Below are 21552 nucleotides of genomic sequence, written 5' to 3'. Positions count from 1 at the left end.
CATCGGCAACAAAAAGCCCCGCATTGGCAACACCGTGCGGGGCTTTTTGGCTTCAGGTTACTGCTGCGCGATGCTGTACCCATCAAACGCTGTCTGCTGCTGCAATGCGGTGATCACGCTCTTGCGGCTCAGCGGCTGTTCGGCGCCGGAGTTATCCACAAAGCTCTCAACCTCCAGTTCGGCCTCATCGCCTTCACCCACAAAGCTGAAGCCCAGGAACTCGAACGCGGCCCGGTCGACATTCAGTTTGGAGCGTGGCGTGCGCAGTGGCAGGGTGACGCTGATGCCGTCCTTGCTGATTACAAACACTTCGGCTTCTTTCTTGGGCCGTGCGGCCTTGCCCTTGCCGGCGCTTGGGTTGCTGATGGCCTGGTGGGACTGGTTCAGCACCTTGAGGGCCAGTCCGTAGACCAGCTCCTGGAACTCCGGGTCGTCCTTGAAGCTGGACAGGATGCGGCTGATCGAGAACTGGCTGCTCAGGTTTTCCAGGGCGGCGTTATCGGCGGCCTCGGCGTCCTTGAGTTGCTTGAGCTGGCCCATCAGGTCGTAGGCTTTGTCGTCGTCGAAGGCATCGTGAGCCTGGCGGATCGCCACGCGCAGTTCGCGGATCTGGTCGCTTTCCTTGGAGGTGTGGAACGCGTCCAGCACCATCTCGCTGATGATCTTGGCCGCAGGCAGGTGCTGTGAAAGATTGATGGCGTTTTCGTATTCAGCTTTGGATTGCAAGGCGACTACGGATTCTTCGGCGGATTCTGCGGTGTAGGAATCGGACATTGAAATTTCACTACTTCAGTAAGCGGAACAAAAAAGCGTCGCGCATTTTCAGGGGGGCAGGGGATCAGGTCAAGGCAGGTTCCGGCTGATGGGCAGGTATCTACACAACTTTGACTCAACGCTGAACGTCCGGCAGATAGGGCTGTTGTGGCGAGCGGTGTTGTGGCAAGCGGGCCTGTGGCGAGCGGGCTTGTCCCGCGTTGGGCTGCGTAGCAGCCCCAGTAAAGAAGAACGCGGTGTATCAGACACTCTGTAGAGGCTGGTTTTGGGGCTGCTTCGCAGCCCAACGCGGGACAAGCCCGCTCGCCACAGGGAGATTTGTCAGGGGCTGAAAAGTGGTTATGCCGATTGGCCTCCATGAGAACTTCCCGCTCGGGCAGGGCGGGTTGTCGGACCAGGCCGCTGTGGACGTGGCCGCATACTGCTCGGGCCAACCGCGTCTGGGCTTCCCGGACAAGGTCAAGGCCTGGCCCAACGGTGGCAATCCGGCGGATGCCCCCGACTAGTCCAGTTGCTTGAGGCAGGCCTGGAGGATATCCAGGCCTTCCTCCAGCACTGCCGGCTCAATGGTCAGCGGTGCGAGCAGGCGGATGATGTGTCGCGATTTGCCGCTGGGCATCAGCAGTAAGCCGGCGGCGCGTGCCAGGCCCAGCAGCTGTGTCAGTTGCTGGGGCGCAGGCGTGCCGTCGGCTTGCGCCAGTTCGATGCCGCGCATCGCGCCGACGCCGGTCAGACGGCCCAGGTAGGGTGACAGGCGCTGCGCGCGCCAGCGCTCATAGCGGCTGATGATCGCGGCTTCCTGCTGTGCGCCCCACACCTGTAAATGTGCGTCCGTCATGACTTCAAGGGTGGCCAGCGCCGCGGCACAGGCGATCGGGTTGCCGGAGTAGGTGCCGCCGAGGCCGCCCTTGGGCAGGTTGTCCATCAGCGCCTGGCGCCCGACCACTGCCCCCAGCGGCACGCCGCCGGCGATGCTTTTGCCGAGCAGGATCAGGTCCGGTTCGATACCCAGGCGCGAGAAGGCGAAGCGCTGGCCGGTGCGACCGAAGCCGGACTGGATCTCATCGGCAATCAGCAGGATATTTTTCTCATCGCAAAAACGCCGAAGGGCCTGGGCGAACTCGATATCCAGGGCCAGGAAACCGCCTTCGCCCTGCACCGGTTCGATAATGAAACAGGCCACGTCGTTGACGTCGATTTCCACGCTGAACAGACGGTCCATGGCCTTGAGTGCTTCGGCGCAAGTCACACCGTTGTCGGCGCTGGGGTAGGGCAGGTGATACACCGGGCCGGGCAAGACACCGACCTTTTGCTTGTAAGGCGCGACCTTGCCGTTGAGGTTCAAGGTGGCCAGGGTGCGCCCGTGGAAGGCGCCGTCAAAAGCGATGACGGCGCTGCGGCCGGTGGCGCCCCTGACGATCTTCAAGGCATTCTCCGCCGCTTCTGCGCCGCTGTTGGTCAGCATGCCGCTGACCGGGTAGTCCACCGGAATGAAGGCCGTCAGTCGATCCATCAATTCAATGTAGGGCCTATGGGGCGCGGCGTTGAAGGCGTAGTGGGTCAGCTGCGTTGCCTGGTCGCGAATGGCCTCTACCACCGCCGGATGGCAATGACCGAGGTTGAGCACGCCGATGCCGCCGACGAAGTCGATATAGCGCTTGCCCGTGGTGTCCCAGACCTCGGCGTTCCTGCCGTGGCTGAGGCTGATGGGGTGAACGACGGAAATCGATTGGCTGATGGTTTCGCGGCTCATGAATCTCGGACTCGGCAATGTTGGGCGTGTTTTTATCTAAGCCGTGAGCCCGGCCCTGGGGCAAACGAAATAAAGTCGCCGGGTCATTCCAAATCGGAAGGAGCTGTTGCCAAAACGTCGTTTGTGGCAACGCCGCAAAGCCCTTGGTACTGCCGGGCAACATAGAGATCGGTGCGATGTGCTCAGCACCGTGCAGCCGGTTCGTTGCCCTCGGGCGTTATTCCGACACGATATCCTTGCCTGCCGCCTTGGATCGGTACAGCGCCTGGTCGGCGCGAGCCATCAGGGCGGCCGGCGGTTCCCCCGTACGCCGCTCCACCACGCCGAGGCTCAGGGTGACGTTGAAATCGCCCACGGCGGGCAGTTGCGCGATCCTTTGGCGGATGCGCTCGGCCAACGCTTTCGCCGCCTCCAGCGGGCTTTTGGGCAGTACCACGATAAATTCGTCGCCGCCCCAGCGCGCCAGCAAATCGCCCTGGCGCATGCAGGTTTCCACCCCTTCCACCACCCGCACGAGGGTCTGGTCGCCCACGCCATGGCCGTGTCGATCATTGATCAGCTTGAAGTCATCGATGTCCATGGCGACCAAGGCCAGCGGCAAACGAAAGCGTTCTGCCCGGTCGCATTCCTCCAGCAGCACTTTCTCCAGGCGATAACGGTTTGCGACGCGGGTCAGGGCGTCACGCTCGGCCAGGGAGCGGTTTTCCTCCAATTGCAATTGCAGTTGCTGATTGACCCGTGACAGCTCGCGGGTGCGCTCGGCCACCAGGGCCTCAAGGGATTGATTGCGCCGTTCGAGCTGCTCGATGGAGCTTTTGCGCGTTTGGATATTGCGGTGGGAGCCCACCATCCGCGCTACCGAGTCATCGAGGTTGCGCGCAATGATGTAGCCACGGTCTTCGATCCACAGGTAAGTGCCGTCTTTTTTGCGGCAACGGTACTCGATTTGGTAATGGGGGGACCGACGCTGGAGGTAGTCATCAAACACTGCCATGACGCGAGGGTAATCGTCCGGGTGGATGATGTTCTCCCAGGTGAACACGCTGTTCTCCAGGGAGTGGGGGGGGTAGCCGAGCATTTCATACCAGCCCGGGTTGCGGTAGACGAACCCCGTATTGGCGTTCCAGTCCCAAATGCCATCGCTGACCAGTTCCATGACGGCATGCAACATATCGGCGTTGAGGTCAGAAAAGTCATTCCTCAACGAATTGCTGCCAGGTGTATCGTCCATCTGTGCGCTCCCTGCGTTGGCTGGCACTTGGGACCAGCGATATTGACACCGATACTCCGTGGCTGACGCTACTGTACAACGGGCCTTGCACGCTTTGAATAGGGCGGATGCACGGCTCCAGGGTGTGGCTATAGGCCATTATTTGGGCGCCACCATCCTCGTCCGAGGCTTCCCGTCGGCGTTGTGCTGGTAGATCGCTTCAGGCTGGCCTTGTTCGTTGAAAAATACCTGGCCGATGCCTGCTGAGTTCCATAAACGTTCGCCGGCCTGGGCATGTTCCGGGATATGCGGCACCACTTGCATGGTGCGACGGCGGGTGAACCCGTTGAGGGGGGAACGAGGGGAGTAGAGCCAGCGGTTAAGGCGGTCGAACCATTCCAGCAAGCGTGGCGGGAATTCGTTCTTGATGCCGCTGCTGGTGATCTGCCAGATGTTCGGGCCGGCGTTGCGGTGGCGGATCAGCACTTCGTACACGAACGAGTAATGCACGTCGCCCGAGAGGATCACGTAGTTACCCGGCGTACGGGAGTGACGGAAAATATTGAGAATGACTTGGGCGGCGCCGCGATGGGCCATCCAGTTTTCGGCATCCACCAGCAGCGGGTGGCCGCACCAACTGAACACCTTCTGCACGGTCTCGATCAGCTTGACGCCAAAAATCGGCGCGGGCGAGACGATGATGGCCGAGGGGTGGTCCAGCAGTTGCTGTTGCAGTTCGCTCAAGGCCTCCCAGTCCAGCAGGCCGGAGGGTTGTTTGAGGTTGAATTCGCTGCGCCAGCGACGGGTGCGGGTGTCGAGCACCACCAGGGCGGGAGTGGTGGGCAGCCTGTAATGCCATTGCTGGAATTTCAGCAGGGCTTCGAGTAGCGCATCCTGGGCGGCGGCGTCCAGGTGGTTGCCGCGCGCCTGGGCGGCCAACGCCTGGGTTTGCGCTACCAGCTCGCCAAACACCTCGGGCTGGTTACCCCAGCCCTGGCACAGCAGGTAAGCGAGCAGGGCATTGCCGATGATGCGTTTGGAGAAGGGGTGGCCATAGGCGGTTTCTTCCCACTGGGCGCTGAGGTTCCAGTCGTCGGTGATGTCGTGATCGTCAAAGATCATCAATGTGGACAGATGGGCAAATACCCGTGCCACACCCGGCAGGCCATCGCGAAATCGATCGAGTTGCACCTGCTCTCGGGCATACCGGTGCTGTTCATCGGCACTCAGTTGCGGTGGCTGCGGTGTGATCAGGCGCCAGGGCGTGGGCGACCAGGCCAGCAAATACATCGCCATCACTTCGGCGAAGGTCACCAGGTGGTTGTCGGCAGTGCTGCTGGTGAAGATCGGTTTCTTCACGCCGCCAAAAAAGCGTTCGCGCAGGGTCTCGTTGCTGTCCAGGGCGGGCAAAAGGTCCGCTCGGTGGTAATAGCTCGCGCGATGCCCATAGAGGCTGGCGCTGTCGTCCACCACCGCGCCTTCCAGGTATTCATCGAACAGGCCCAGGCATGTGATCAAGGCGTGAATCGCCCGCAGCATCGGCCCGGCCACATCGTCGGCGTACACCTGGTCGCCGCTCATCATCAACAGCGCGGGGCGCTCCGCCGGCGTGGGCGCGCTGGCCAGCAGGCGATCGACGCAGAGCAAGCCTTCGTCGGCAGGGTGGTGCGGTTTGCGGCAGGAGCCGTGCACCAATTGGCGAATGCGGCTATGCAGGACAAAACCCGGGGTGTCGGCGTTGCCATACAGCAAGTGTGGCGCCCACTCGGCAATGCCGGTGCCATCGACCAGCAGGTCGTAGCCGATCATCACATCCTGGGGCAGGGCATCGGCCAGTGGGAGGTCGATCAAATGGATAAACGCATGGCGCCCTACGGGCACGACTTGGCATTGCGCTTGAGCCAGTGGGAACGCCAGTGTCTGCCCGGCAACCTGCAGCTTGAGGGTCAATGCCAGTTCACGGCTGCCCATCAGCCACATCACCAGGCGCTGGGGCTCGAGACGTCGCAGCATAGGGCCGGCGAGGACGGCGGGCAGGGTGCCAGCTTGAAGCATAGGAATAGCGGCTCGGTGGTAAAGGGCCTCAAGGGTAAACCAGCGGATGTCGCTTTTTTGTCAAGGCGGGATGTCGAGCAAAGGAAAGGGGCCGGTAAAAGTGGCCCCTCTCTTTACTGCTTAAAGCACGTTACCGTTACCCAGGCTCTCCAGGTTGCCAGAGCGAGTGTTTCGCCGGGGCGTGCCCTGGTTGTGGGTATCAGTGGTCGATTCCTGCTCCGGCGTTTGCTGCTGCGTCGGTCGGCTTTGTGGTTCAGGCGCGGCTTCGACTTGCCGGTGGGGGTTGAAGTAGTTAGCGGTAGAGCCAAAAAAGATATCGATCATGAAAACCTCTGCTCTGTCGGGGCGTTGAATCAGCGTGATCAACGCACATCGAACCTACAGAGAGGGAAAGGGCTGGCCTATAAACGCCTTGCGTCAAGACATGACCCGGTGATCGTTATCGAGCCATGGCCATGCAGCGCAATGGCTCGGTCATGCAGGTTCGAACATCCGTCCGGGCCCCGATCTTCAAGCATCAGGTGTGAGTGCCTTCAATCACCTTGGGCACGGTAAAACGGAACTCACTGCCACGCCCCACCTCACTTTCGGCAACGATTTTTCCTCCGTGGGCCTGGACAATGCCCTGCGTGATATACAGCCCCAGCCCGCTGCCGGTGGGATTGTTTTCGGTCTGGGTCCAGTAGCGGTCGAACACATAGGGCAACTGCTCCGGTGCAATGCCATCACCGGAGTCGCGTACCGAGACCACAATTTCTTCACCGTTGCTCATGGCGCTGATGCCGATATTGCCCTGGCGCGGGGTGAACTTGATGGCGTTGCCGATCAGGTTCGACAGCACCTGGAACAGACGCTCCGGGTCGCCATTGATCTGCAGGCCGGGCTCGGCGTTGAAGGACAGGTCGATGCCTTTTTCCAGCGCCAGCGGCGCGAGAAGGGAGTAGGCCTCCTCGAACATCTGGCCAACGTCCAGCGCCACCGGCTTGACCACGTAGCGTCCCGCCTCGATTTTCGAGGTGTCGAGCAAGTCTTCCAGCAGCACATTCATGCGCGCGGCGGCTTGCTGCATGGTGTCGATCGCCGAGGAAATTCGTCGCGAGGTGTGGGGGCCTTCGGAGCTGAACGTCTTTTGCATCATGCCGCAGAGCATCGAGATGACCGTCATCGGGTTGCGCAGATCGTGGGAGACCACCGCCACCAGTTCATCACGGGCCCGCACCGCCTGTTGCTCGCGCAGTACCTGTCGCGCCAGGTCATTTTCCAGTGCGGAGCGGCGCAGGTCGTTGGCCGCAAAGCGGTCGCCATGGCTCCACTTGGTGGAGATGCCGGCCATTTCCACTTTCCAGATTTCAAACGAGGTGCGTGGGCGCAGGCGCAGGCCGGCGTCGGAGTTTTCCAGGTCCAGCGGTTTGCTCGGGTCGCCGCTCCAGTTGATGTTTTCTTTCACTTCCGGGCGGAACCACAGCACACCGTTGTCCACCGGCTTAGGCAGGCTCATGGCCAATACCCCGCTGGCGACCTTTTGAAACGCCGCCGCCGGTGGGTAGACCGAGGCCAGGTGATGGCTGGCGAATACCGGCTCGCCGCTTTCCTGCAACCACTGATGCAGCGCACGGATCTGCGCCGGCTCCGGGCAGTTACCGTAGCGGTGCAGTTGTTTGTCTTCGATGATCGCCACGCCGCCGGACAGGGTCAGGTCCATGAGCCATTGACCGTGCTGGGCCAGGCCATCGAACACGGTGTTCTCAGAGGCTTTCATGGCGGCATCGAGCAGCGCCAGCGTTTCGACTTTTTCTTCGCGTTGACGGCTCAGGTCGAGGGCCTCCATGGCACTGATCTGCAGCGACAGCACCTGGCCGATGGTCTGGCAGGCGATGCGCAATTCATTGGGCACCAGCAGCGGTTCGCGATTGCCGCAACTGATCAGGCCCCAGAGTGTGTCACCCTTCATCAGCGAGATGCTCATGGACGACAGCACGCCCATGTTCTGCATGTACTGGCAGTGAATCGGCGACACGCTGCGCAGAGTGGCAAAGCTCAGGTCCAGGGGCTCGCCATTGTCCGGGCGCAGTTTGGGCAGCAGTGGCACCGGCTCGTAGGCGGCGTTCGGGATGATGCGTAGCCAGTTGGTGCGGTACAGCTCGCGGGCCTGCTCCGGGATATCGGACGCGGGGAAGAACAGCCCGTTGAACCGTTCCATGGACGGTGCCGATGCTTCGGCGATCACCTGGCCATGGCCTTCTTCTTCGAAGCGATAGATCAGCACGCGGTCATAGCCGGTCATGGCCTGGATTTCAGTCACGCTGATTTCGTACAGTGCTTGCAGGGTTTTCGCTGATTGCAGGCGTTGCAGCATCTTGCCCAAGTCACTGGTGCGACCATTCAGCGCCCGTGGGTGGAAATCCTTGAGGTGCGGTTCGAACTCCAGTACCAGCACACCCTGGTGACGGTGCAGCAGGCCTTCGAACGCTGCGCCGTTCAGGCTGACGTGCAGCGGCGGCGCGTCGAAAAAGCTGTTGTGCTCAGCCATGGCCTGTACGGCTTGGCCGTGCTCGGCACCGATCAGCATATGCAAGGGTTGGCCCAGCAGTGTCTCGGGTGCGTGGCCGAACAAGGTGCCCACGTTGGCGCTGACCTGGATGATATTCAGCTCAGGTTCTGACAGCGTCAGTAGCACGCCGTGAGGTTGAATCGCCCCCGGAAAACGGATCGGCTCGTTGGCACAGTTGGTAAGCAGCTTTTCAAAATCTTCGGGTTTCATAGCAGTACCTCCTGGCTGTCGAGCCATTGCTCAAAGCAGCTGAATGTCGAACGGGCCGCGTCTACCGCGCGCTGTCTGGCGGGCGTGTCCAATGGCTGGCGGCCTAGAAAGTCGAGAAAATCCGTCCAGCGCCGACCGGTCTCGGCGCCGTACACATTGAGAAACGCAGCGCCGTTGTCCGCGTCCAGGCCCAGGCGCTGAGCCATTTCCCGGCGCAGCACCTGGCCGCCCAGGGTCGCGCCTTCCAGTACATACAGGGCACCGAGGCAGGCAGCGGGAGTGTCGAGGCGGGGCAGGTCTGTACAAGGCGGCAGGGTATGAATGGTAGCGTCACTCAAGCCTAGGGCGTGAAGATCGCTGACCAGAGTGGGCGTTTTCACACGCATGGCCTGGTCGAATCCGTCGGGGATCAAGTCACTGTCGTACAACGCGGCTTCCATCGGGCGATAAAACCCGTAGTACGCCCGGAGCAGGCGCTCGTACCAGTGGGCATCCAGGCGCTCGGAGAAAAATGGCAGACGCTTTTCGAGGGCGACATGCAGCAGGGCAGTGCCCGCCCGCAGCGCTTCGAGTAAGGAGGGCGCATCTACGTCATGGGCCTGTGAGTGCATTCGGTGAGCTCGGACTGTGGGTCTTGCGACCATGAATGACGCGTGGAAATGGGCGGCGATTCTACACAACCGATGGCCGTCAACTGAACGAGAAAGGCGAATGTGCTGACCAGCGGATCAGAAAAGTCGCTCCCTGCCTCATTAATGACCCCGATGCCGGTGCCGAAGTTCGGCACAAGTGATGTCGCGACGCTATTAGTGCATGGAAGATTCCTGTTGGGTCAAGGCCGTTTGCACGCATTCGAGCAGGTGCTCCGTGCTCCACGGCTTGGGCAAAAACCTCACGCTGGCGCCCAATTGCGAAGCCATGGCCCGGTTGCCTGAGGTCAATACCACCGGAACGGATGGCCAACGGTGCGCCACCACGCGGCTCAAGTCATAGCCGTTCAACAGGCCAGGCATCTGGATATCGCTGACAATCAGGTCCACCCGGTCATCGGCCCGCTCCAGGAAAATCATGCCTTCATCCGCCGAAGGAAACGAGGTCACGAGCGCCCCGAATTCCTCCAGTACATCCACCATCAACGATCGAATGATCTCGTCGTCTTCCAATACCAAAATCGATGGCTGAGCCATGATCCTTACTCCACCATCAGGGTTCAGTAGGGTGGAGTGGACGCTGGTCGAATAGGTTCGATTGGAAGTTTTATATGCGATGGATGGTCAATCGAAGCCTGGCAGGCCAGGTTCGCTCGTTTGCCTGGCGCAGAGTGCCTGCGCCAGGATACCCTGCGCGAAAATCAGGGACAGGCCCGATATCCGAGCCATTTGAACAAGGTCGTCAACCGTGGATGCCCCCGCCTCGCCCTTACTGGACAACACCCTCGGCAACCGCATGATCAAGGTCGACCACGCGGGTGAGCACGGTGCGATCTGCATCTATAGTGGCCAACGGTTCATGGCGCGGTTGTTCAACCCGGCCCTGGTGGCCGAACTCACGCAGTTTCTCGACGACGAACGCCGCCACCGGGCGGTATTCAAGGCTGAACTACAGCGCCGCGGCTATCCGCGTTGCCGCAGCTATTGGCTGTGCGGGCTTGGTGGCCTGGTGCTGGGGCTGATCACCGGCCTGTGCGGCCGCAAAGCCATCATGACCACCACCGTCGCGGTCGAAAGCGTCGTGCTCAAGCACCTGGCTCATCAGTTGCACACCCTACGTGACATCGACCCGCAGGCGGTCAGTGCCATTGCGTCCATCGTGGCTGAAGAGCAGCACCACCATGACCAATCGGCGGCGCAGATTGATGTGAGTGACCCATGGTTCAGGCTGTTGACGCCCGTGGTCACCGCCTGGACCGAAGCGGTGATCTGGATGGGCATGCGTTCCTGACAAGCAGGCATAATGACCGGTACCGTCCGATGTGGAGTCACTCATGAAGTACGCCTTCCTTTCCCTCGCCCTGGTCCTCAGTACGGGCTCGGCGTATGCCGCCGGTGATGCCGAGGCGGGCGGCAAGCTGTTCGCCAAGACCTGCGGCGGTTGCCACAGCATCGGCGAAGGGGCCCGCGGTGGGTTTGGCCCCGAACTCAACGGCATCATCGGCCGCCCCGCCGGCACCACCACCGACTACCAGTATTCAGACGCGATGAAGAACTCCGGCGTGGTCTGGACCCGAGACAAGCTTGCGGCCTATATCGAGGCGCCGAAGAAGGTGGTGAGCGGCACGCGCATGATTTTCTGGGGCATCAGTGACCCGGAAAAGATCGACAATATCCTGGCCTACCTCGAGACATTCCAACCCCAGTGATCATTCCCGCACATTCCTGAACAGCATCAACCGCGCACTCTCATGCAGCCCCCGGGTCAGCGCCTGCAGGCGTTGAAAGGCCTCGGGGTGCTGGTTGGCGACGTCGTCGCGGGGCGTCGCTGATGCCAGGTCATGCAGGGTGGGGGAACTGCCGTCGTGCTGCATCTGCAACAGGAAGTCCTGGGTTACGCCACCGATGATCGGGAATGTGCCTTCGCGCAACACCAACGGCACCATGCGCTCGCCCTCCGGTGCGGGTTGCTGGATATCCCTGCCCAGTGTGCCGTTGCGAAAAGGGATGCCCGCCATGCCGGCCACCGTGGGCAGCAGATCCGCCAGGCCGACGGCCTCTTCGATGACCCGTGGTGACAGGCCGGGCGCGTGGATCAGCAGCGGCACGTTATTGCTTTCCAAGCCTAACTGCTCGAAAGCCGGCGCCATATGCGGGATCTGGCTGATGCGGGTGTTGTGGTCGCCGAAGAACACAAAAATGCTGTTGTCGTAATAGCCGCCCGCCTTGGCCATCTCCATCAACCGCCCGATGTTGTAGTCCAGCAGGCGCACGGCGTTGTACTGCTCGACACTGCGCGAGCCGGCGGCCTGGACTTGCTCCAGCGACAGGTGTTTGACCTCGAAGCCGTCGTTGAACTTGGGGATCGTAAAGGGCCGATGGTTACCCGAGGTTTGCAGGTAGGCGAAGAACGGTTGGCCCTTGGGCACGGCACGTAACAGCGCGTCACCTTCCTTGAACAGGTCCAGGTCGGATATGCCCCATACGTCGACCCGGGGCGAGCGCCAGTGGCTTTCTTCAAACAGCTGCACGCCGTCGATGCTCTGGCGGATCAGTGCATTGATGTTCGCCCAGCCGGCATTGCCACCGATCATGTAGAACTTCTGGTAACCCTCGAACGCATTGATCAGCGTGTGTTGCCGGGTGATCAGCGGGTTACGCGTGGCCGTCTCCTGGCGGGTGACATCCGGCACACCGGTGATGCTGGCCCACACGGTTTTGGCAGTGCCGGTGACGGGGACGTAGAAGTGTTTGAAAAACCAGCTTTGTGTGGCCAGCTGGTCCAGGTTCGGCGTGGGGTTGAGCGGGTTGCCGTAGGCGCCCACGGCGCTGGTGCCGAGGGATTCGAGCATCACGAAGATGACGTTGGGCGGTTGCTCGCCGCCCAGCCGATAGGGTTGCACGCCTTGTTCGCGGATGAAACTCAGGGACTGGGCATCGGGCTGGGCCACGCCCAGGTACTGGGCGACTTGCGGGTAATACTGGCGGACCTGGGCTTCATCGAACTGCGATTGGCCGACCTTGAGTGTGTCGTACAAAAACAGCACCGGGTTCAGGCCCACGGCGGCCAGTTGGCTGTTGCCGGAAAAGAATGCATCGCTCCAGCGCAGGGGTACCGGGTTTTCCAGGTTGAGATGGGCGACACGCCCGAGCAGGGCGAGCAGCACCGCGACGACACCCATCACACTCACCACCGCCAGTGCCGGCTTGCCGATGGCGGTGGGCGCTCGATCCAGGGTCAACCGCTCCAGGCGGACCAACGCCCAGACCCAAAGCGCCACCGCCGCGAGCCAGCAGGCGGTTATCCATAGCACCGGGTAGGTTTCCCACACCATCTGCTGGGAAATTTGCGCGTCTTGCAGGTAACGCAGCACCGTCGCATTGATACGCACGCCAAGGTAGGCGTAGTGGCCGAAATCGATGATGTAGACCAGCCCCACCACCGCCAGTGCGACGGCCAGATAACCGCGCGCCAGCCAGCGCAGGGCCGGCAGGGTGGTGAGGTTCCAGCGCGGCAACCACGCCAGCACGGCCAGCGGCAGCAGGATCAATACCGCCAGGCGCAGGTCGAAACGCAGGCCGATACCCAGGGTTTCCAACAGCGCCGGGGTGTTCAAATCCAGGCCGGAAAAACCCAGCACAAACACCAGCCGCAATGCCGCCAGCAACACAAACATCAACCCGATCGCGCCCACGCCATAGCGCAGGCGGCGTGATTGCAACGCACTCATCTATTTTCCCACTGTTTAAAACAACACAAGTCCAATGTGGGAGCGGCTTGCTCCCGATGGGGGGCGTTCAGTGCCGGATGTACTGACTGACACGCCGCCATCGGCAGCAAGCGCCCTCCCACAGTTTTAGTTGCATGAGTCCAGCGACCACGCAGTAGCCCGCCAAGAGCGGGTCGACCAGATAATCCCAATAGTTTTCCGACGCCTTGAGCCGTAACGCAAAAGCCAACGTGCCCATCGCCAACATCCACACCGCCAGCGTATTACGCAGCCACAGCATCAACAGGGCGGTGGCCGCCACCAGTACGATCATCGGCCGCGGGTTGAAGCCCCAACGGTACGGGTCGACATAGGTCAGGCCCAACGTGGCCGGATACAGCACCAGGCTCAGCAGGCCAAACAGCAGCAACATCTGCACCTGATGGGGGCGCCTGAGCGGCTGCACTACCCCCAATCGACACAGCCCCACCCACGCCAGCAACACCAACGTGCTGATCGCCAGGTCATCGGTAAAACTGCGTACATACGCTGCCAGTGGCAGCTCGTTGACTGGGATAAAACTCACCGCCACCAGCACCGGCAGTAACCACGGTCGCCAAGGTGCGGTGACGCGCAGGGCGCACAGCGCCACAAACCCCAGCAGCACAAAACTCAAGTGGGCTTGCCACAGAGAAACCATCAGAGACGCTCCTCCAGCCAGGCTTCGTTGAAGCTGACATGTTTGATGAAGGTGTTATTCCACGAGTACACCAGGTGGTACATGCCGTCCGGGCTGCGGCTGAAATAGGGGTACTCGTACTCGAAATCGCAGCCACGGGGTTTGCATACGCGGTAATCCAGGCTGCTGAGAAAGCGCTCTTCCAAGGGCAGGCGCTTGGCGCCGCTGGAGGCGCGGAAGCCTTCGCCAATGATCGCTTTGTAAGCTTCGGGAGAGAACGGTTGGCCGAGCGGGTCCGGAGACTGGTCCAACTGTGCCACCGTGCGCCATTGGCTGAGCTGGGCGTCGGTGCCGTAGAGGCTGAGCTTGAAGCGGCCGTCTTGCAGGTCATTGAGGGCCACCAGCAAACCATCGTCCACCGTGCCGACTGCCGCCAGCGACGAGTTGGGGTTGGCCGGCTCCAGCGGATAGGGCTCGCTCCAGGTCTGCCCGGCATCTTCGGTGCGGCTGGCCAGGACGCGGTGATGGGTGTCGCCGGCGTAGCGCAGCATTGCGATGGCGCGCTTGCCGTCCAGCGGCACGATGGTCGGTTGCAGGGAGTTCTTGCCGCGGCTGATGCGGAATTTATCGATCACTGCGCCATCGGCGCTCAAGTACAGGTACTCGGCAAACTTGCCCATGAACTCGTGGTACACCGGCAGGCCGATGGAGCCGTCAGCGTGGAACACCGGCGCGGCGCGCACCAGGGTGCTGATGTTAAAGAATGGCGAGGTCACCAGTTGCCTCGGCGCCGACCAATTCGCACCGAGGTCGTCCGACACCATCACGTTGATCGCACTGGTGGCCCAGCCGCCAACCGACACCGACACATAAAACATCCACAGGCGTTTGTCCGGCGCCATGGCGATCACCGGGTTGCCCAGTTTGCGGATATAACGCTGGGTGCCGTCGCGGGTGCTTTCCCGGGTCGCCAGCACCTGCTCGGCGCCCCATTCCCCGGTGCGTGCATCGAAGCGTGCGGTGCGCACCTGCACATCGGCGGCGCCTTCGCGCGAGCCGGCGAACCACACGGCCATCAGGTCGCCGCCAGGCAGGGCAGTGACGGAAGAGGAATGCACAAAGTCGGTGAGCTGGGAGGACACGAACCGGCTGCTGTACTGCGCGGGCGCCGCAACTTTGGCGGTGTTCGGGCTGGCCTCGGCAAACGGTGCCAGTACATGGGGCGGATGGCTCTGCCAGGCGGCGAAAAACACCGCGAGCAGGCTGCAAATCAATAGAGCGGAGCGCATAGAGCACCTGTCGGGAAAAGGATTACTGCGCACGCTCATCCGGCAGGCGCTTCCTGCGACCGGTGAGCATGGATAACGGCAGGTTGTCCCGTACCTGGATGCTTTCGAATACCGCCGCCAGCACATGCACGCTCACCAAGCCCAGCAGTAGATTGGCTGCGGTCTCGTGGATCTGCTGCGGCCAGTCGGCGCCCCACAAGGCGTCGACTTCCTGCATCAGGAAGCCGCTGATGCCGATGGTCAGCAGGGCCAGCAACATCAGCAGCATCACCAGCGCACCCAGCGGCGAATGGCCCAGGCGGTGGTGCGGCCGGCCATTGAGCAGCGAGCGTACATGGGCATTGAGCCGCTTTGGCGTCGGCCAGAAATCTGCCCAACGCGCACTGCGCGGCCCGATGAATCCCCACACGGTTCGAACCAGCAGCCAGGCCATGGCGTAGTAGCCCAGCCAGACATGCCAGTCGTCGCCTGCTTCGTTAAAGAAGTAATTGGCAACGAAGACCCCGGCGATGGACAGATGAAACAGCCTCACCAGCGGGTCCCACAGGCGCAGGGATTCGCCTGGCATCAGCCCTTGATCTCAGTCTTCACGGCTTTGCCGGTGACCGGGTCGTGGTAGATCTCGACCTTGCGCTTGTCTTTGTCGAAGCCATAGATCTCATAGCAGTTGCCGTCGGTGACCTTGAACTTGCTGATCTCGTAGCCTTCGGCCTTGAGCTTGTCCTGGAAGACCTTTTCGTCTTGCCATTGCGAACGCTCGGCGGTGGTGCACTGCGGGCCGGCGAGGGCCAGGGGGCTGACGATGACCAGGGACAGCAGGAGAATTTTGCGCATGGAAAAGCTCTCAGCAGTTGTGGGAGATTTCACAGTGCAAAACCAACCTTAGTGCAAGCTTAGTTGGCAACGAGTCGTAACATCTTTCCCGAAATAGCCCCGCTCAGAACCCGGCATGATGCCGCCGTTTCCTACAGAGAATTCGTTATGCGCCTGCTGCTTGTCGAAGATGACCGTGCCCTCGGCCAAGGGATCCGGGTGGCCTTGGGCGCTGAGGGCTACACCCTCGACTGGCTGCAGGATGGCGTCGCGGCCTTGCATGCCCTGCGCACGGAAAGCTTCGATCTGTTGCTGCTCGACCTCGGCCTGCCGCGCCTCGATGGCCTGGATCTGTTGCAGCAACTGCGCGCCGAGCAGCACGACCTGCCGGTGCTGATCCTCACTGCCCGCGACGGCACCGCCGAGCGCATCGCCGGTTTGGACGCCGGTGCCGATGATTACCTGGTCAAGCCGTTCGACGTGGAGGAGCTCAAGGCCCGTGTGCGCGCCTTGTTGCGCCGCAGCCAGGGCCGTGCGCAACCGATGCTGGAACACGCTGGCATCAGCCTCGACCCGGCCACCCAGCAAGTGCGCTATCAGGATGAGGACATCATCGTCACCCCCATGGAATACCAACTGCTGCACCAACTGATGGTGCGCCCCGGCAAAGTCGTGACCCGCGAGCGGCTGTCGCGCGCGTTGTATGGCTGGCAGGACCGTGTCGAGAGCAACACCCTGGAAGTATTGATCCATAACCTGCGCAAGAAGTTATCCACCGAGCTGATTCGCACCGTGCGCGGCGTGGGTTATGTGCTGGTGCTTAAACCATGACTTCCGTTCGCGCGCGCATCCTCGTTCCCGTCCTGGTACTGATCCTGCTGGGCGACGCCCTGATCAGTTGGTTGGTACTGCGCGACAGCCACCACGAAATCGAAGCAGTCTACGATGCGCAACTCGCCCAGAGCGCACGCCTGTTGCAAGGCGTACTGCGCCAACGCGACCCCGGCGAAGCGGACTGGGACCGTTTGTATGAGGCGTTTGACCAGGCCATGAGTCGCGTGGGTGAGGAGGGCGTTGCCCATCCCTATGAAACCCGCCTGACCTTCCAGGTGTGGCGCACCGATGGTGAGTTGCTGGTGCGTTCCACCGAGGCGCCCGTGCTGGCGGCCCCACCGGCTACCCTCGGCGCCCATGACATTGTGGACAACGGCAACGACTGGTGCGCGTTCCTCCTCGCCGACCCGCAACAGGGCCTGCTGATCTGGGTGGGCGAGCGCGACGACATTCGCCAGGACCTGATCCAGCGCATCGTGCGCCACACCCTCTGGCCGACCCTGATCGGCGTGCCGCTGCTGGCGCTGTTGATCTGGCTGGTGATCGGCTGGGGCCTCAAGCCCTTGCGGGCCATGGCCCGCAAGATTCGCGGGCGCAACACCGACACCTTGCAGCCGCTGCACCTCAAGCCCTTGCCCAGCGACTTGGAGCCCATGCAAACCGCGCTCAATCGGTTGTTGGTCCAAGTCGACGAGCTGCTCGAACGCGAACGCCGTTTTATCGCTGACGCGGCCCATGAGCTGCGCACACCGCTGGCGATCCTGCGGATCCATGCGCAAAACGCCCAAATCGCCGGCACTGAAGAACAACGGCGTGAGGCGTTGGATTTTCTGGTCAATGGGGTCGATCGTGCGACGCGCATTGGCAGCCAGTTACTGACAATGGCGCGCATCGAACCGCAACTGAACAACCCTACGCGCAGCCGTGTGCACTTGACCGAGTTGGTGCGCGAAGAGCTCGCCGAGTTGACCCCGCTGGCCATGGAAAAAGACGTGGAATTGGTGCTGGAAGGGAACGAGGAGTGCTGGGTCGAGACCGACCCCGTGGCGCTGGCCATTGCGTTGCAGAACCTGGTGACCAACGCCCTCAACTTCTCCCCGCTGGGGGGCGAGGTGAAAGTGGTGATTGGCGTCCATTGCTTGAGCGTGGAAGACCAGGGCCCGGGGATTGATGAGGCGCAAATCGGGCGCTTGTTCGAGCGCTTTTACAGCCAGGGCAACGCCAATGGCGCAGGGCTGGGACTGGCGATTGTGCAGATGATCGTCGGCAAGATCGGCTGTCGGTTGGCGCTGCATAATCGTGAGCGAGGCGGGTTGTGCGCGCGGTTGGTGTTTGACGAGAGCTGACGCGAAATGTGTGAACGCAATGTCAGTCGCGACGAAGATCAAATGTGGGAGCTGTCGAGCCCCGGCGAGGCCGCGATGGGATCACCTCGGTAAGCCTGTCAGGCCGCAGTGCTGCATCGCGGACTTTCCACTGCGGAACATTCTGTTTAATCACCGGTCCAGTTATCATCGTCTTTCACCCTGATAAGGACATCCTCCCGTGAAGCGAATCGCGCTGCTCTCCCTCGCCCTGGCCCTGTGCGCCTGCCAATCGAACCAACGTGACTCATCGCCCAGCCTGCTCAAGGACGGTATCCAGTTCCGTCAGAAAACCGTGGCCGTCGACGCGGACCACGCCAAAGTCATCATGAAGGCCAGCGGCGGCACCAACCCCGTCGAATTCGCCATCCGTCGCGAAGGCGACCCCGACCAACGCCCGGAAACGCTTGGCACCGTGATGGACACCGGCGAAGGCAAGGTCTTCAACTGGATCGCCAAGCTCAACCAGACTGTCGCCAGCGCCGGGTTCAAGCGTTTTCCACAGTTGGAGATCCAGGCGGATCCTGGCAAGAAACTTACCGTGTCCAGCTCGGCGCGCAGCCAGGGCACTGGGGCTTACTACAGCTGCGGGCCGGTGATGAGCACGTTCAGCCCGGAGAAGGCCAAGGTGTATCTGGTGGAGTTCCAGTTCAAGTTTGACCGTTCTGGCTGTGCGCAGCAGGTGTTTGATATTACGGATCCGGCGAATCGGGTGTTGATTGGGGGGGAGGGGAGTGAGGCGAAAGAGGGTTAGATGGCCGGCCCGAACAAATGCGAGTGCTGCGCTTGGAAGGACCTGAAGGTTTGATACTTCCAGCGCTCTCCGCCGGGGTCTTCATCGGTCGTGCTGACTTCGCCGAAGTACCAATGCTCTGATTCGAAAACGTTTCCTTTTTCGTCCTCGTGGATGAAGTGAAAGCCAGCTTCGTGGATGCCTGGCGGAACGACCAACTCCCATTCACGAGCAAGGCTTCGGCCGGTGATACGGGTTTGGCGGAAGTACTCGTAGTCGAAGGGTTGGGTGTGGCCGAGATAGCGGGCTTTGTCGGTGTAGACACAGACTCGGCTGGAGAACATGTCCGGGACCATAATGCAGGCAACAACCCAGCACTCAGGGTCTTCGTCTGATCGTGCTTCAACCAGGTGGCCTGCAACCTTGATCAACTGTTGAGCGCAATGCGCCAGGATTTTCGGTGTGGTTTGATTACCTTCCACAAGATTTTCGATAACGGGGATTCTTTCATTTACGTAGTCGGGTTGCGACGGTAACTCTTCGTAAAAGCAGCCTTCGAAGCTATCTGCCCAGCGGGTCAGGGCTCTGAGGTGCCTGGGGATGTTGCGGAGTTTTTTGTTTGTCAGTGACAGTCTGCGCATGAAGCTGAATTCTCCAAGTCTGCGTTATTCGTTTGTATCTTCGTAATCAAACGCGATGAAGTAGTCGCTTTCTGAAAGAGCAATCTCATGAGCGAAGTGTGTCTGTATTAGTGATAGCCATTCCCGCCGCAGTTCAAACATGCCGTTATTGACGTCCTCGTCTACCGACAGCCCAAGTTTAGAAATAACGGAGTAGTCGTTTCCTAAGTCCGCTGAGTTCTCCGTTCCGCGTAGCCACTCTGTGGTTCTGTCGAACCATTCCAATCTCACTATTAGCCCCATGTGGTCCTCATAGATATTTTTTGATGTTTCGTTTTTTTTTCGGTCCTTTTAGCTGCTCGCCGGTTATGTGGCTGAACGCACCTAAATGGCTCCCATCACTTGCTAGATAAACTTCTAACTCTCCATGTTGCGAGTCCCATTCATAGATCCTCCGGCCTTTTTCCTCAATCCAACGCTCTCTCAGCCCGGCACCTCCCTGTCTGGGAGTCATGGGTTTTGCTTTTATCAGGCTTTCAAAGCCAGTTATTTGTTCCGTATTAGGAGCCTTGTGGTACTTGTGATCCCCAGCCTTAACACTAACCACCACATACAGCGGCCGAACCCCCGACTCCACCGGGAATACCAGAATAAAATCCCGATACTCCGACGGATAAATCGGGTTCACCAGAATCTGCGCTGCCTTCTCCGTCGGCGGGTAAATCCAGATCACCGGCGCTTGCGGCGCAGCCTCCAAGGCCGGAATACCCAGCGTGTCACTTGGATCAACCGCGGGCGTCCAAATCAGCTCCACGCCCTCATCCAAATCCGCCACGAATTGATCGCCACGGTGTTGGAACTGCACCACATCAATCATCTGCCAATCGGCATGGTTGCCCGTGTAAAACCCATACCCCTTGAGGGTGCCGTCCTCGCCCTGCTCAATGTGCAGACGCATTTGCGAGCGCGCTTTTTGCAACGAACGCAATTGTTCCTCGCTGTACAGCGCGCTATCGCCCAGTTCCGATGGCCACACCAACGCCACCAGACCGGCGAGCAGACCCCCCGCCATCGTGCCGGCAGCCGCCGCCGTCGATTCCAGAACTGCCGAGCGCAACGCCAGCTGCCCCAGGCCAACAGGCAGGGCGCTGCCGCTGATCTTGCTTAGGGCAACGACGCCCCGGGTACCGACTTCGCGCCCGCCCAACAGGCTGAAATGGCCGTAATCCTTGATCAGCTCAAGCGGGACGTAGCCGGTGGGGTTTGCATAGCGAATGACGCCGTCGGGCAGCTTGCAGGGTTTGGTGAAAACGCAACCGGCTGGCTTGGCGGGTGCCGAGGTTGGCGCTGGGGGAGGGGCGAATATGTCGATTGCCGGAAAATAGGGTGCTGGCGTCGGCTGTCGGCTCAGGATGCGCCGCTTGAGTTGTTCTTCTTCGGTGATGGGATACGCGCGTTCTGACATGACGGGCTCACTTCCTTGTGCGAGGGAGTGAGCCTATTAACGATAACGGAAACCTGACACTCGCAATGTTCGATGAAGTACGTGAGAAAAGTCAGCTGAAACGCGACGAGTCTTGACGAGTATTTTTCTACCTTTGAGGCGACTCTTTATGTTTTCCAGCCTCATGACGATAAAGCAATGCGTAGGGTAGCCGCGTAAATCAGTTGTTGAGGCACCCTCCATTACTACTCCCAAGGAAGACCTTATGACCCTGCAGGACTTTTGCCAGATTCTCTCTGATCACTTCGCCCCGAAAGCCAAACAAGTCACCCGCTTTGCACATACCGGCTACTCATTTGAAGAGTGGGTCAATTGGGAGATTTTTACTGCTTTTGTTGACCGGGGTTACGAAGCCTTTCCCAAGCCTGCTTACAAGCAGTCTTTTGCGGACAACACATCAAAGTTTCTCGGGGATCTGCGCGTCTGCGGAAACGAGGGGACGCAGGTATTCCTTGAGGTTGCGACAGCGCATGCGTGGACCCAAAGCAAATGGAGAGACAAGATCCTCAATGACCGGCTGAAGTTGGCGAAGTGGGTACCCAAGGCTGAAAAAACGCTGAAAATCCAGGTCGTCATCTCTTGTTCCAGTGAGCAGAAAGACCTGGAGAGCAACTGGCTGGATTGGTACCAGCGGATTAGTTTCTGGGGGGATAAGAGCGAAACGCTCATCCTGGATGATGGCGGTAATGGAGAAGTGGTCATCAAGGTCTGGGAAGTGGCGTGATGTTTGAGCGCCGCCCGCGTCACTCATAGCGTCTCGGCAGCGATAGACCTTGGGGGCCAAGGTCTTTTTTTGTGTGGTG

General features: G+C 60.6%; 22 protein-coding genes and 1 pseudogene. 7 read left to right on the top strand and 16 right to left on the bottom strand.

What is annotated here, in order from left to right; genetic code table 11:
- Positions 1-57: 57 nt before the first annotated feature.
- Positions 58-774 carry a hypothetical protein gene (locus QU606_RS29970; RefSeq protein ID WP_024077332.1) on the bottom strand — a complete coding sequence of 239 codons (717 nt, stop codon included), beginning with the start codon at positions 772-774 and terminating at the stop codon, positions 58-60.
- A gap of 341 nt (positions 775-1115) precedes the next feature.
- Here QU606_RS29970 and QU606_RS29965 point away from each other — a divergent pair.
- Positions 1116-1280, top strand: a pseudogene (locus QU606_RS29965) (hypothetical protein); the annotation flags it as partial.
- Here the strand turns inward: QU606_RS29965 and QU606_RS29960 are convergent.
- From QU606_RS29960 to QU606_RS29930, 7 genes are all read right to left on the bottom strand, one after another.
- Positions 1277-2527 (bottom strand): aspartate aminotransferase family protein, encoded by a 1251-nt coding sequence (locus tag QU606_RS29960; RefSeq protein WP_024077330.1) that lies wholly within the window; start codon positions 2525-2527, stop codon positions 1277-1279. The pseudogene QU606_RS29965 and the gene QU606_RS29960 sit on opposite strands and share 4 nt — an antisense overlap.
- Before the next feature lie 217 nt (positions 2528-2744).
- Complete coding sequence (locus tag QU606_RS29955) at positions 2745-3758, bottom strand: GGDEF domain-containing protein (protein ID WP_304997915.1); 1014 nt, start codon at positions 3756-3758, stop codon at positions 2745-2747.
- A gap of 138 nt (positions 3759-3896) precedes the next feature.
- Positions 3897-5792 (bottom strand): alkaline phosphatase D family protein, encoded by a 1896-nt coding sequence (locus tag QU606_RS29950; RefSeq protein WP_304997914.1) that lies wholly within the window; start codon positions 5790-5792, stop codon positions 3897-3899.
- A 120-nt stretch (positions 5793-5912) separates the two neighbouring features.
- Entirely contained in the window at positions 5913-6116 is a 204-nt protein-coding gene (locus QU606_RS29945; protein WP_146015748.1) for a hypothetical protein, read from the bottom strand.
- A gap of 193 nt (positions 6117-6309) precedes the next feature.
- Complete coding sequence (locus tag QU606_RS29940; protein ID WP_304997913.1) at positions 6310-8553, bottom strand: ATP-binding protein; 2244 nt, start codon at positions 8551-8553, stop codon at positions 6310-6312.
- Positions 8550-9164 (bottom strand): biliverdin-producing heme oxygenase, encoded by a 615-nt coding sequence (locus QU606_RS29935; protein WP_150055699.1) that lies wholly within the window; start codon positions 9162-9164, stop codon positions 8550-8552. Before QU606_RS29935 ends, QU606_RS29940 begins: the two co-directional genes overlap by 4 nt.
- Positions 9165-9359: 195 nt before the next feature.
- Positions 9360-9740, bottom strand: coding sequence for a response regulator (locus QU606_RS29930; protein ID WP_024077325.1), 381 nt, complete (start codon positions 9738-9740; stop codon positions 9360-9362).
- A gap of 211 nt (positions 9741-9951) precedes the next feature.
- On the opposite strand from QU606_RS29930, the gene QU606_RS29925 reads away from it, so the two are divergent.
- A complete protein-coding gene (locus QU606_RS29925) occupies positions 9952-10494 on the top strand; it encodes a demethoxyubiquinone hydroxylase family protein (protein ID WP_304997911.1) in 543 nt (180 codons plus the stop codon).
- Between the two features lie 43 nt (positions 10495-10537).
- Positions 10538-10912: a cytochrome c family protein gene (locus QU606_RS29920; RefSeq protein ID WP_024077322.1), complete on the top strand. Its 375-nt coding sequence runs from the start codon at positions 10538-10540 to the stop codon at positions 10910-10912.
- Here the strand turns inward: QU606_RS29920 and QU606_RS29915 are convergent, their stop codons facing one another.
- The 5 genes from QU606_RS29915 to QU606_RS29895 form a co-directional block, all read right to left on the bottom strand.
- A complete protein-coding gene (locus tag QU606_RS29915) occupies positions 10913-12934 on the bottom strand; it encodes an LTA synthase family protein (protein ID WP_304997910.1) in 2022 nt (673 codons plus the stop codon).
- A gap of 67 nt (positions 12935-13001) precedes the next feature.
- Complete coding sequence (locus QU606_RS29910; RefSeq protein WP_069076976.1) at positions 13002-13613, bottom strand: hypothetical protein; 612 nt, start codon at positions 13611-13613, stop codon at positions 13002-13004.
- A complete protein-coding gene (locus tag QU606_RS29905) occupies positions 13613-14881 on the bottom strand; it encodes an exo-alpha-sialidase (protein WP_024077319.1) in 1269 nt (422 codons plus the stop codon). Before QU606_RS29905 ends, QU606_RS29910 begins: the two co-directional genes overlap by 1 nt.
- Before the next feature lie 22 nt (positions 14882-14903).
- Positions 14904-15449: a cytochrome b/b6 domain-containing protein gene (locus QU606_RS29900; RefSeq protein WP_150055697.1), complete on the bottom strand. Its 546-nt coding sequence runs from the start codon at positions 15447-15449 to the stop codon at positions 14904-14906.
- Positions 15449-15715: a PepSY domain-containing protein gene (locus tag QU606_RS29895; RefSeq protein WP_304997909.1), complete on the bottom strand. Its 267-nt coding sequence runs from the start codon at positions 15713-15715 to the stop codon at positions 15449-15451. The genes QU606_RS29900 and QU606_RS29895 overlap by 1 nt, the downstream gene beginning before the upstream one ends.
- 147 nt (positions 15716-15862) lie before the next feature.
- Between QU606_RS29895 and QU606_RS29890 the strand changes: the two genes are divergently transcribed.
- From QU606_RS29890 to QU606_RS29880, 3 genes are all read left to right on the top strand, one after another.
- Positions 15863-16525, top strand: a complete 663-nt coding sequence (locus tag QU606_RS29890) for a response regulator (RefSeq protein WP_024077316.1) — start codon at positions 15863-15865, stop codon at positions 16523-16525.
- The gene (locus QU606_RS29885) at positions 16522-17874 is read left to right on the top strand and encodes a sensor histidine kinase (protein ID WP_304997908.1); all 1353 of its coding nucleotides are present in this window, start codon (positions 16522-16524) and stop codon (positions 17872-17874) included. The genes QU606_RS29890 and QU606_RS29885 overlap by 4 nt, the downstream gene beginning before the upstream one ends.
- A 199-nt stretch (positions 17875-18073) precedes the next feature.
- Positions 18074-18646, top strand: coding sequence for a hypothetical protein (locus QU606_RS29880; protein ID WP_024077314.1), 573 nt, complete (start codon positions 18074-18076; stop codon positions 18644-18646).
- Here the strand turns inward: QU606_RS29880 and QU606_RS29875 are convergent.
- The 3 genes from QU606_RS29875 to QU606_RS29865 are packed head-to-tail and all read right to left on the bottom strand — an operon-like array spanning position 18643 to position 20710.
- Positions 18643-19266 carry a DUF3916 domain-containing protein gene (locus QU606_RS29875; RefSeq protein WP_024077313.1) on the bottom strand — a complete coding sequence of 208 codons (624 nt, stop codon included), beginning with the start codon at positions 19264-19266 and terminating at the stop codon, positions 18643-18645. The two genes, QU606_RS29880 and QU606_RS29875, sit on opposite strands and share 4 nt — an antisense overlap.
- A gap of 24 nt (positions 19267-19290) precedes the next feature.
- Positions 19291-19548, bottom strand: coding sequence for a colicin E3-like toxin immunity protein (locus QU606_RS29870; RefSeq protein ID WP_304997907.1), 258 nt, complete (start codon positions 19546-19548; stop codon positions 19291-19293).
- A gap of 7 nt (positions 19549-19555) precedes the next feature.
- Entirely contained in the window at positions 19556-20710 is a 1155-nt protein-coding gene (locus QU606_RS29865; RefSeq protein ID WP_304997906.1) for an S-type pyocin domain-containing protein, read from the bottom strand.
- A 244-nt stretch (positions 20711-20954) separates the two neighbouring features.
- Here QU606_RS29865 and QU606_RS29860 point away from each other — a divergent pair, with 244 nt between their 5' ends.
- The gene (locus QU606_RS29860; protein ID WP_304997904.1) at positions 20955-21473 is read left to right on the top strand and encodes a hypothetical protein; all 519 of its coding nucleotides are present in this window, start codon (positions 20955-20957) and stop codon (positions 21471-21473) included.
- The last annotated feature ends 79 nt before the right edge of the window (positions 21474-21552 follow it).

Origin of the sequence: Pseudomonas sp. OVF7, assembly GCF_030644265.1 — a bacterium.
GTDB lineage: Bacteria > Pseudomonadota > Gammaproteobacteria > Pseudomonadales > Pseudomonadaceae > Aquipseudomonas > Aquipseudomonas gorinensis.
Note: the sequence above shows the minus strand (reverse complement) of the source record. Positions and strands in the feature narration are given on the sequence as shown.

What these genes read in the sequence shown, in the direction of transcription:
- QU606_RS29970 (WP_024077332.1), bottom strand. Translation starts at nt 774, where the DNA reads ATGTCCGATTCCTACACCGCAGAATCCGCCGAAGAATCCGTAGTCGCC.
- QU606_RS29960 (WP_024077330.1), bottom strand. Translation starts at nt 2,527, where the DNA reads ATGAGCCGCGAAACCATCAGCCAATCGATTTCCGTCGTTCACCCCATC.
- QU606_RS29955 (WP_304997915.1), bottom strand. Translation starts at nt 3,758, where the DNA reads ATGGACGATACACCTGGCAGCAATTCGTTGAGGAATGACTTTTCTGAC.
- QU606_RS29950 (WP_304997914.1), bottom strand. Translation starts at nt 5,792, where the DNA reads ATGCTTCAAGCTGGCACCCTGCCCGCCGTCCTCGCCGGCCCTATGCTG.
- QU606_RS29945 (WP_146015748.1), bottom strand. Translation starts at nt 6,116, where the DNA reads ATGATCGATATCTTTTTTGGCTCTACCGCTAACTACTTCAACCCCCAC.
- QU606_RS29940 (WP_304997913.1), bottom strand. Translation starts at nt 8,553, where the DNA reads ATGAAACCCGAAGATTTTGAAAAGCTGCTTACCAACTGTGCCAACGAG.
- QU606_RS29935 (WP_150055699.1), bottom strand. Translation starts at nt 9,164, where the DNA reads ATGCACTCACAGGCCCATGACGTAGATGCGCCCTCCTTACTCGAAGCG.
- QU606_RS29930 (WP_024077325.1), bottom strand. Translation starts at nt 9,740, where the DNA reads ATGGCTCAGCCATCGATTTTGGTATTGGAAGACGACGAGATCATTCGA.
- QU606_RS29920 (WP_024077322.1), top strand. Translation starts at nt 10,538, where the DNA reads ATGAAGTACGCCTTCCTTTCCCTCGCCCTGGTCCTCAGTACGGGCTCG.
- QU606_RS29915 (WP_304997910.1), bottom strand. Translation starts at nt 12,934, where the DNA reads ATGAGTGCGTTGCAATCACGCCGCCTGCGCTATGGCGTGGGCGCGATC.
- QU606_RS29910 (WP_069076976.1), bottom strand. Translation starts at nt 13,613, where the DNA reads ATGGTTTCTCTGTGGCAAGCCCACTTGAGTTTTGTGCTGCTGGGGTTT.
- QU606_RS29905 (WP_024077319.1), bottom strand. Translation starts at nt 14,881, where the DNA reads ATGCGCTCCGCTCTATTGATTTGCAGCCTGCTCGCGGTGTTTTTCGCC.
- QU606_RS29900 (WP_150055697.1), bottom strand. Translation starts at nt 15,449, where the DNA reads ATGCCAGGCGAATCCCTGCGCCTGTGGGACCCGCTGGTGAGGCTGTTT.
- QU606_RS29895 (WP_304997909.1), bottom strand. Translation starts at nt 15,715, where the DNA reads ATGCGCAAAATTCTCCTGCTGTCCCTGGTCATCGTCAGCCCCCTGGCC.
- QU606_RS29890 (WP_024077316.1), top strand. Translation starts at nt 15,863, where the DNA reads ATGCGCCTGCTGCTTGTCGAAGATGACCGTGCCCTCGGCCAAGGGATC.
- QU606_RS29885 (WP_304997908.1), top strand. Translation starts at nt 16,522, where the DNA reads ATGACTTCCGTTCGCGCGCGCATCCTCGTTCCCGTCCTGGTACTGATC.
- QU606_RS29875 (WP_024077313.1), bottom strand. Translation starts at nt 19,266, where the DNA reads ATGCGCAGACTGTCACTGACAAACAAAAAACTCCGCAACATCCCCAGG.
- QU606_RS29870 (WP_304997907.1), bottom strand. Translation starts at nt 19,548, where the DNA reads ATGGGGCTAATAGTGAGATTGGAATGGTTCGACAGAACCACAGAGTGG.
- QU606_RS29865 (WP_304997906.1), bottom strand. Translation starts at nt 20,710, where the DNA reads ATGTCAGAACGCGCGTATCCCATCACCGAAGAAGAACAACTCAAGCGG.
- QU606_RS29860 (WP_304997904.1), top strand. Translation starts at nt 20,955, where the DNA reads ATGACCCTGCAGGACTTTTGCCAGATTCTCTCTGATCACTTCGCCCCG.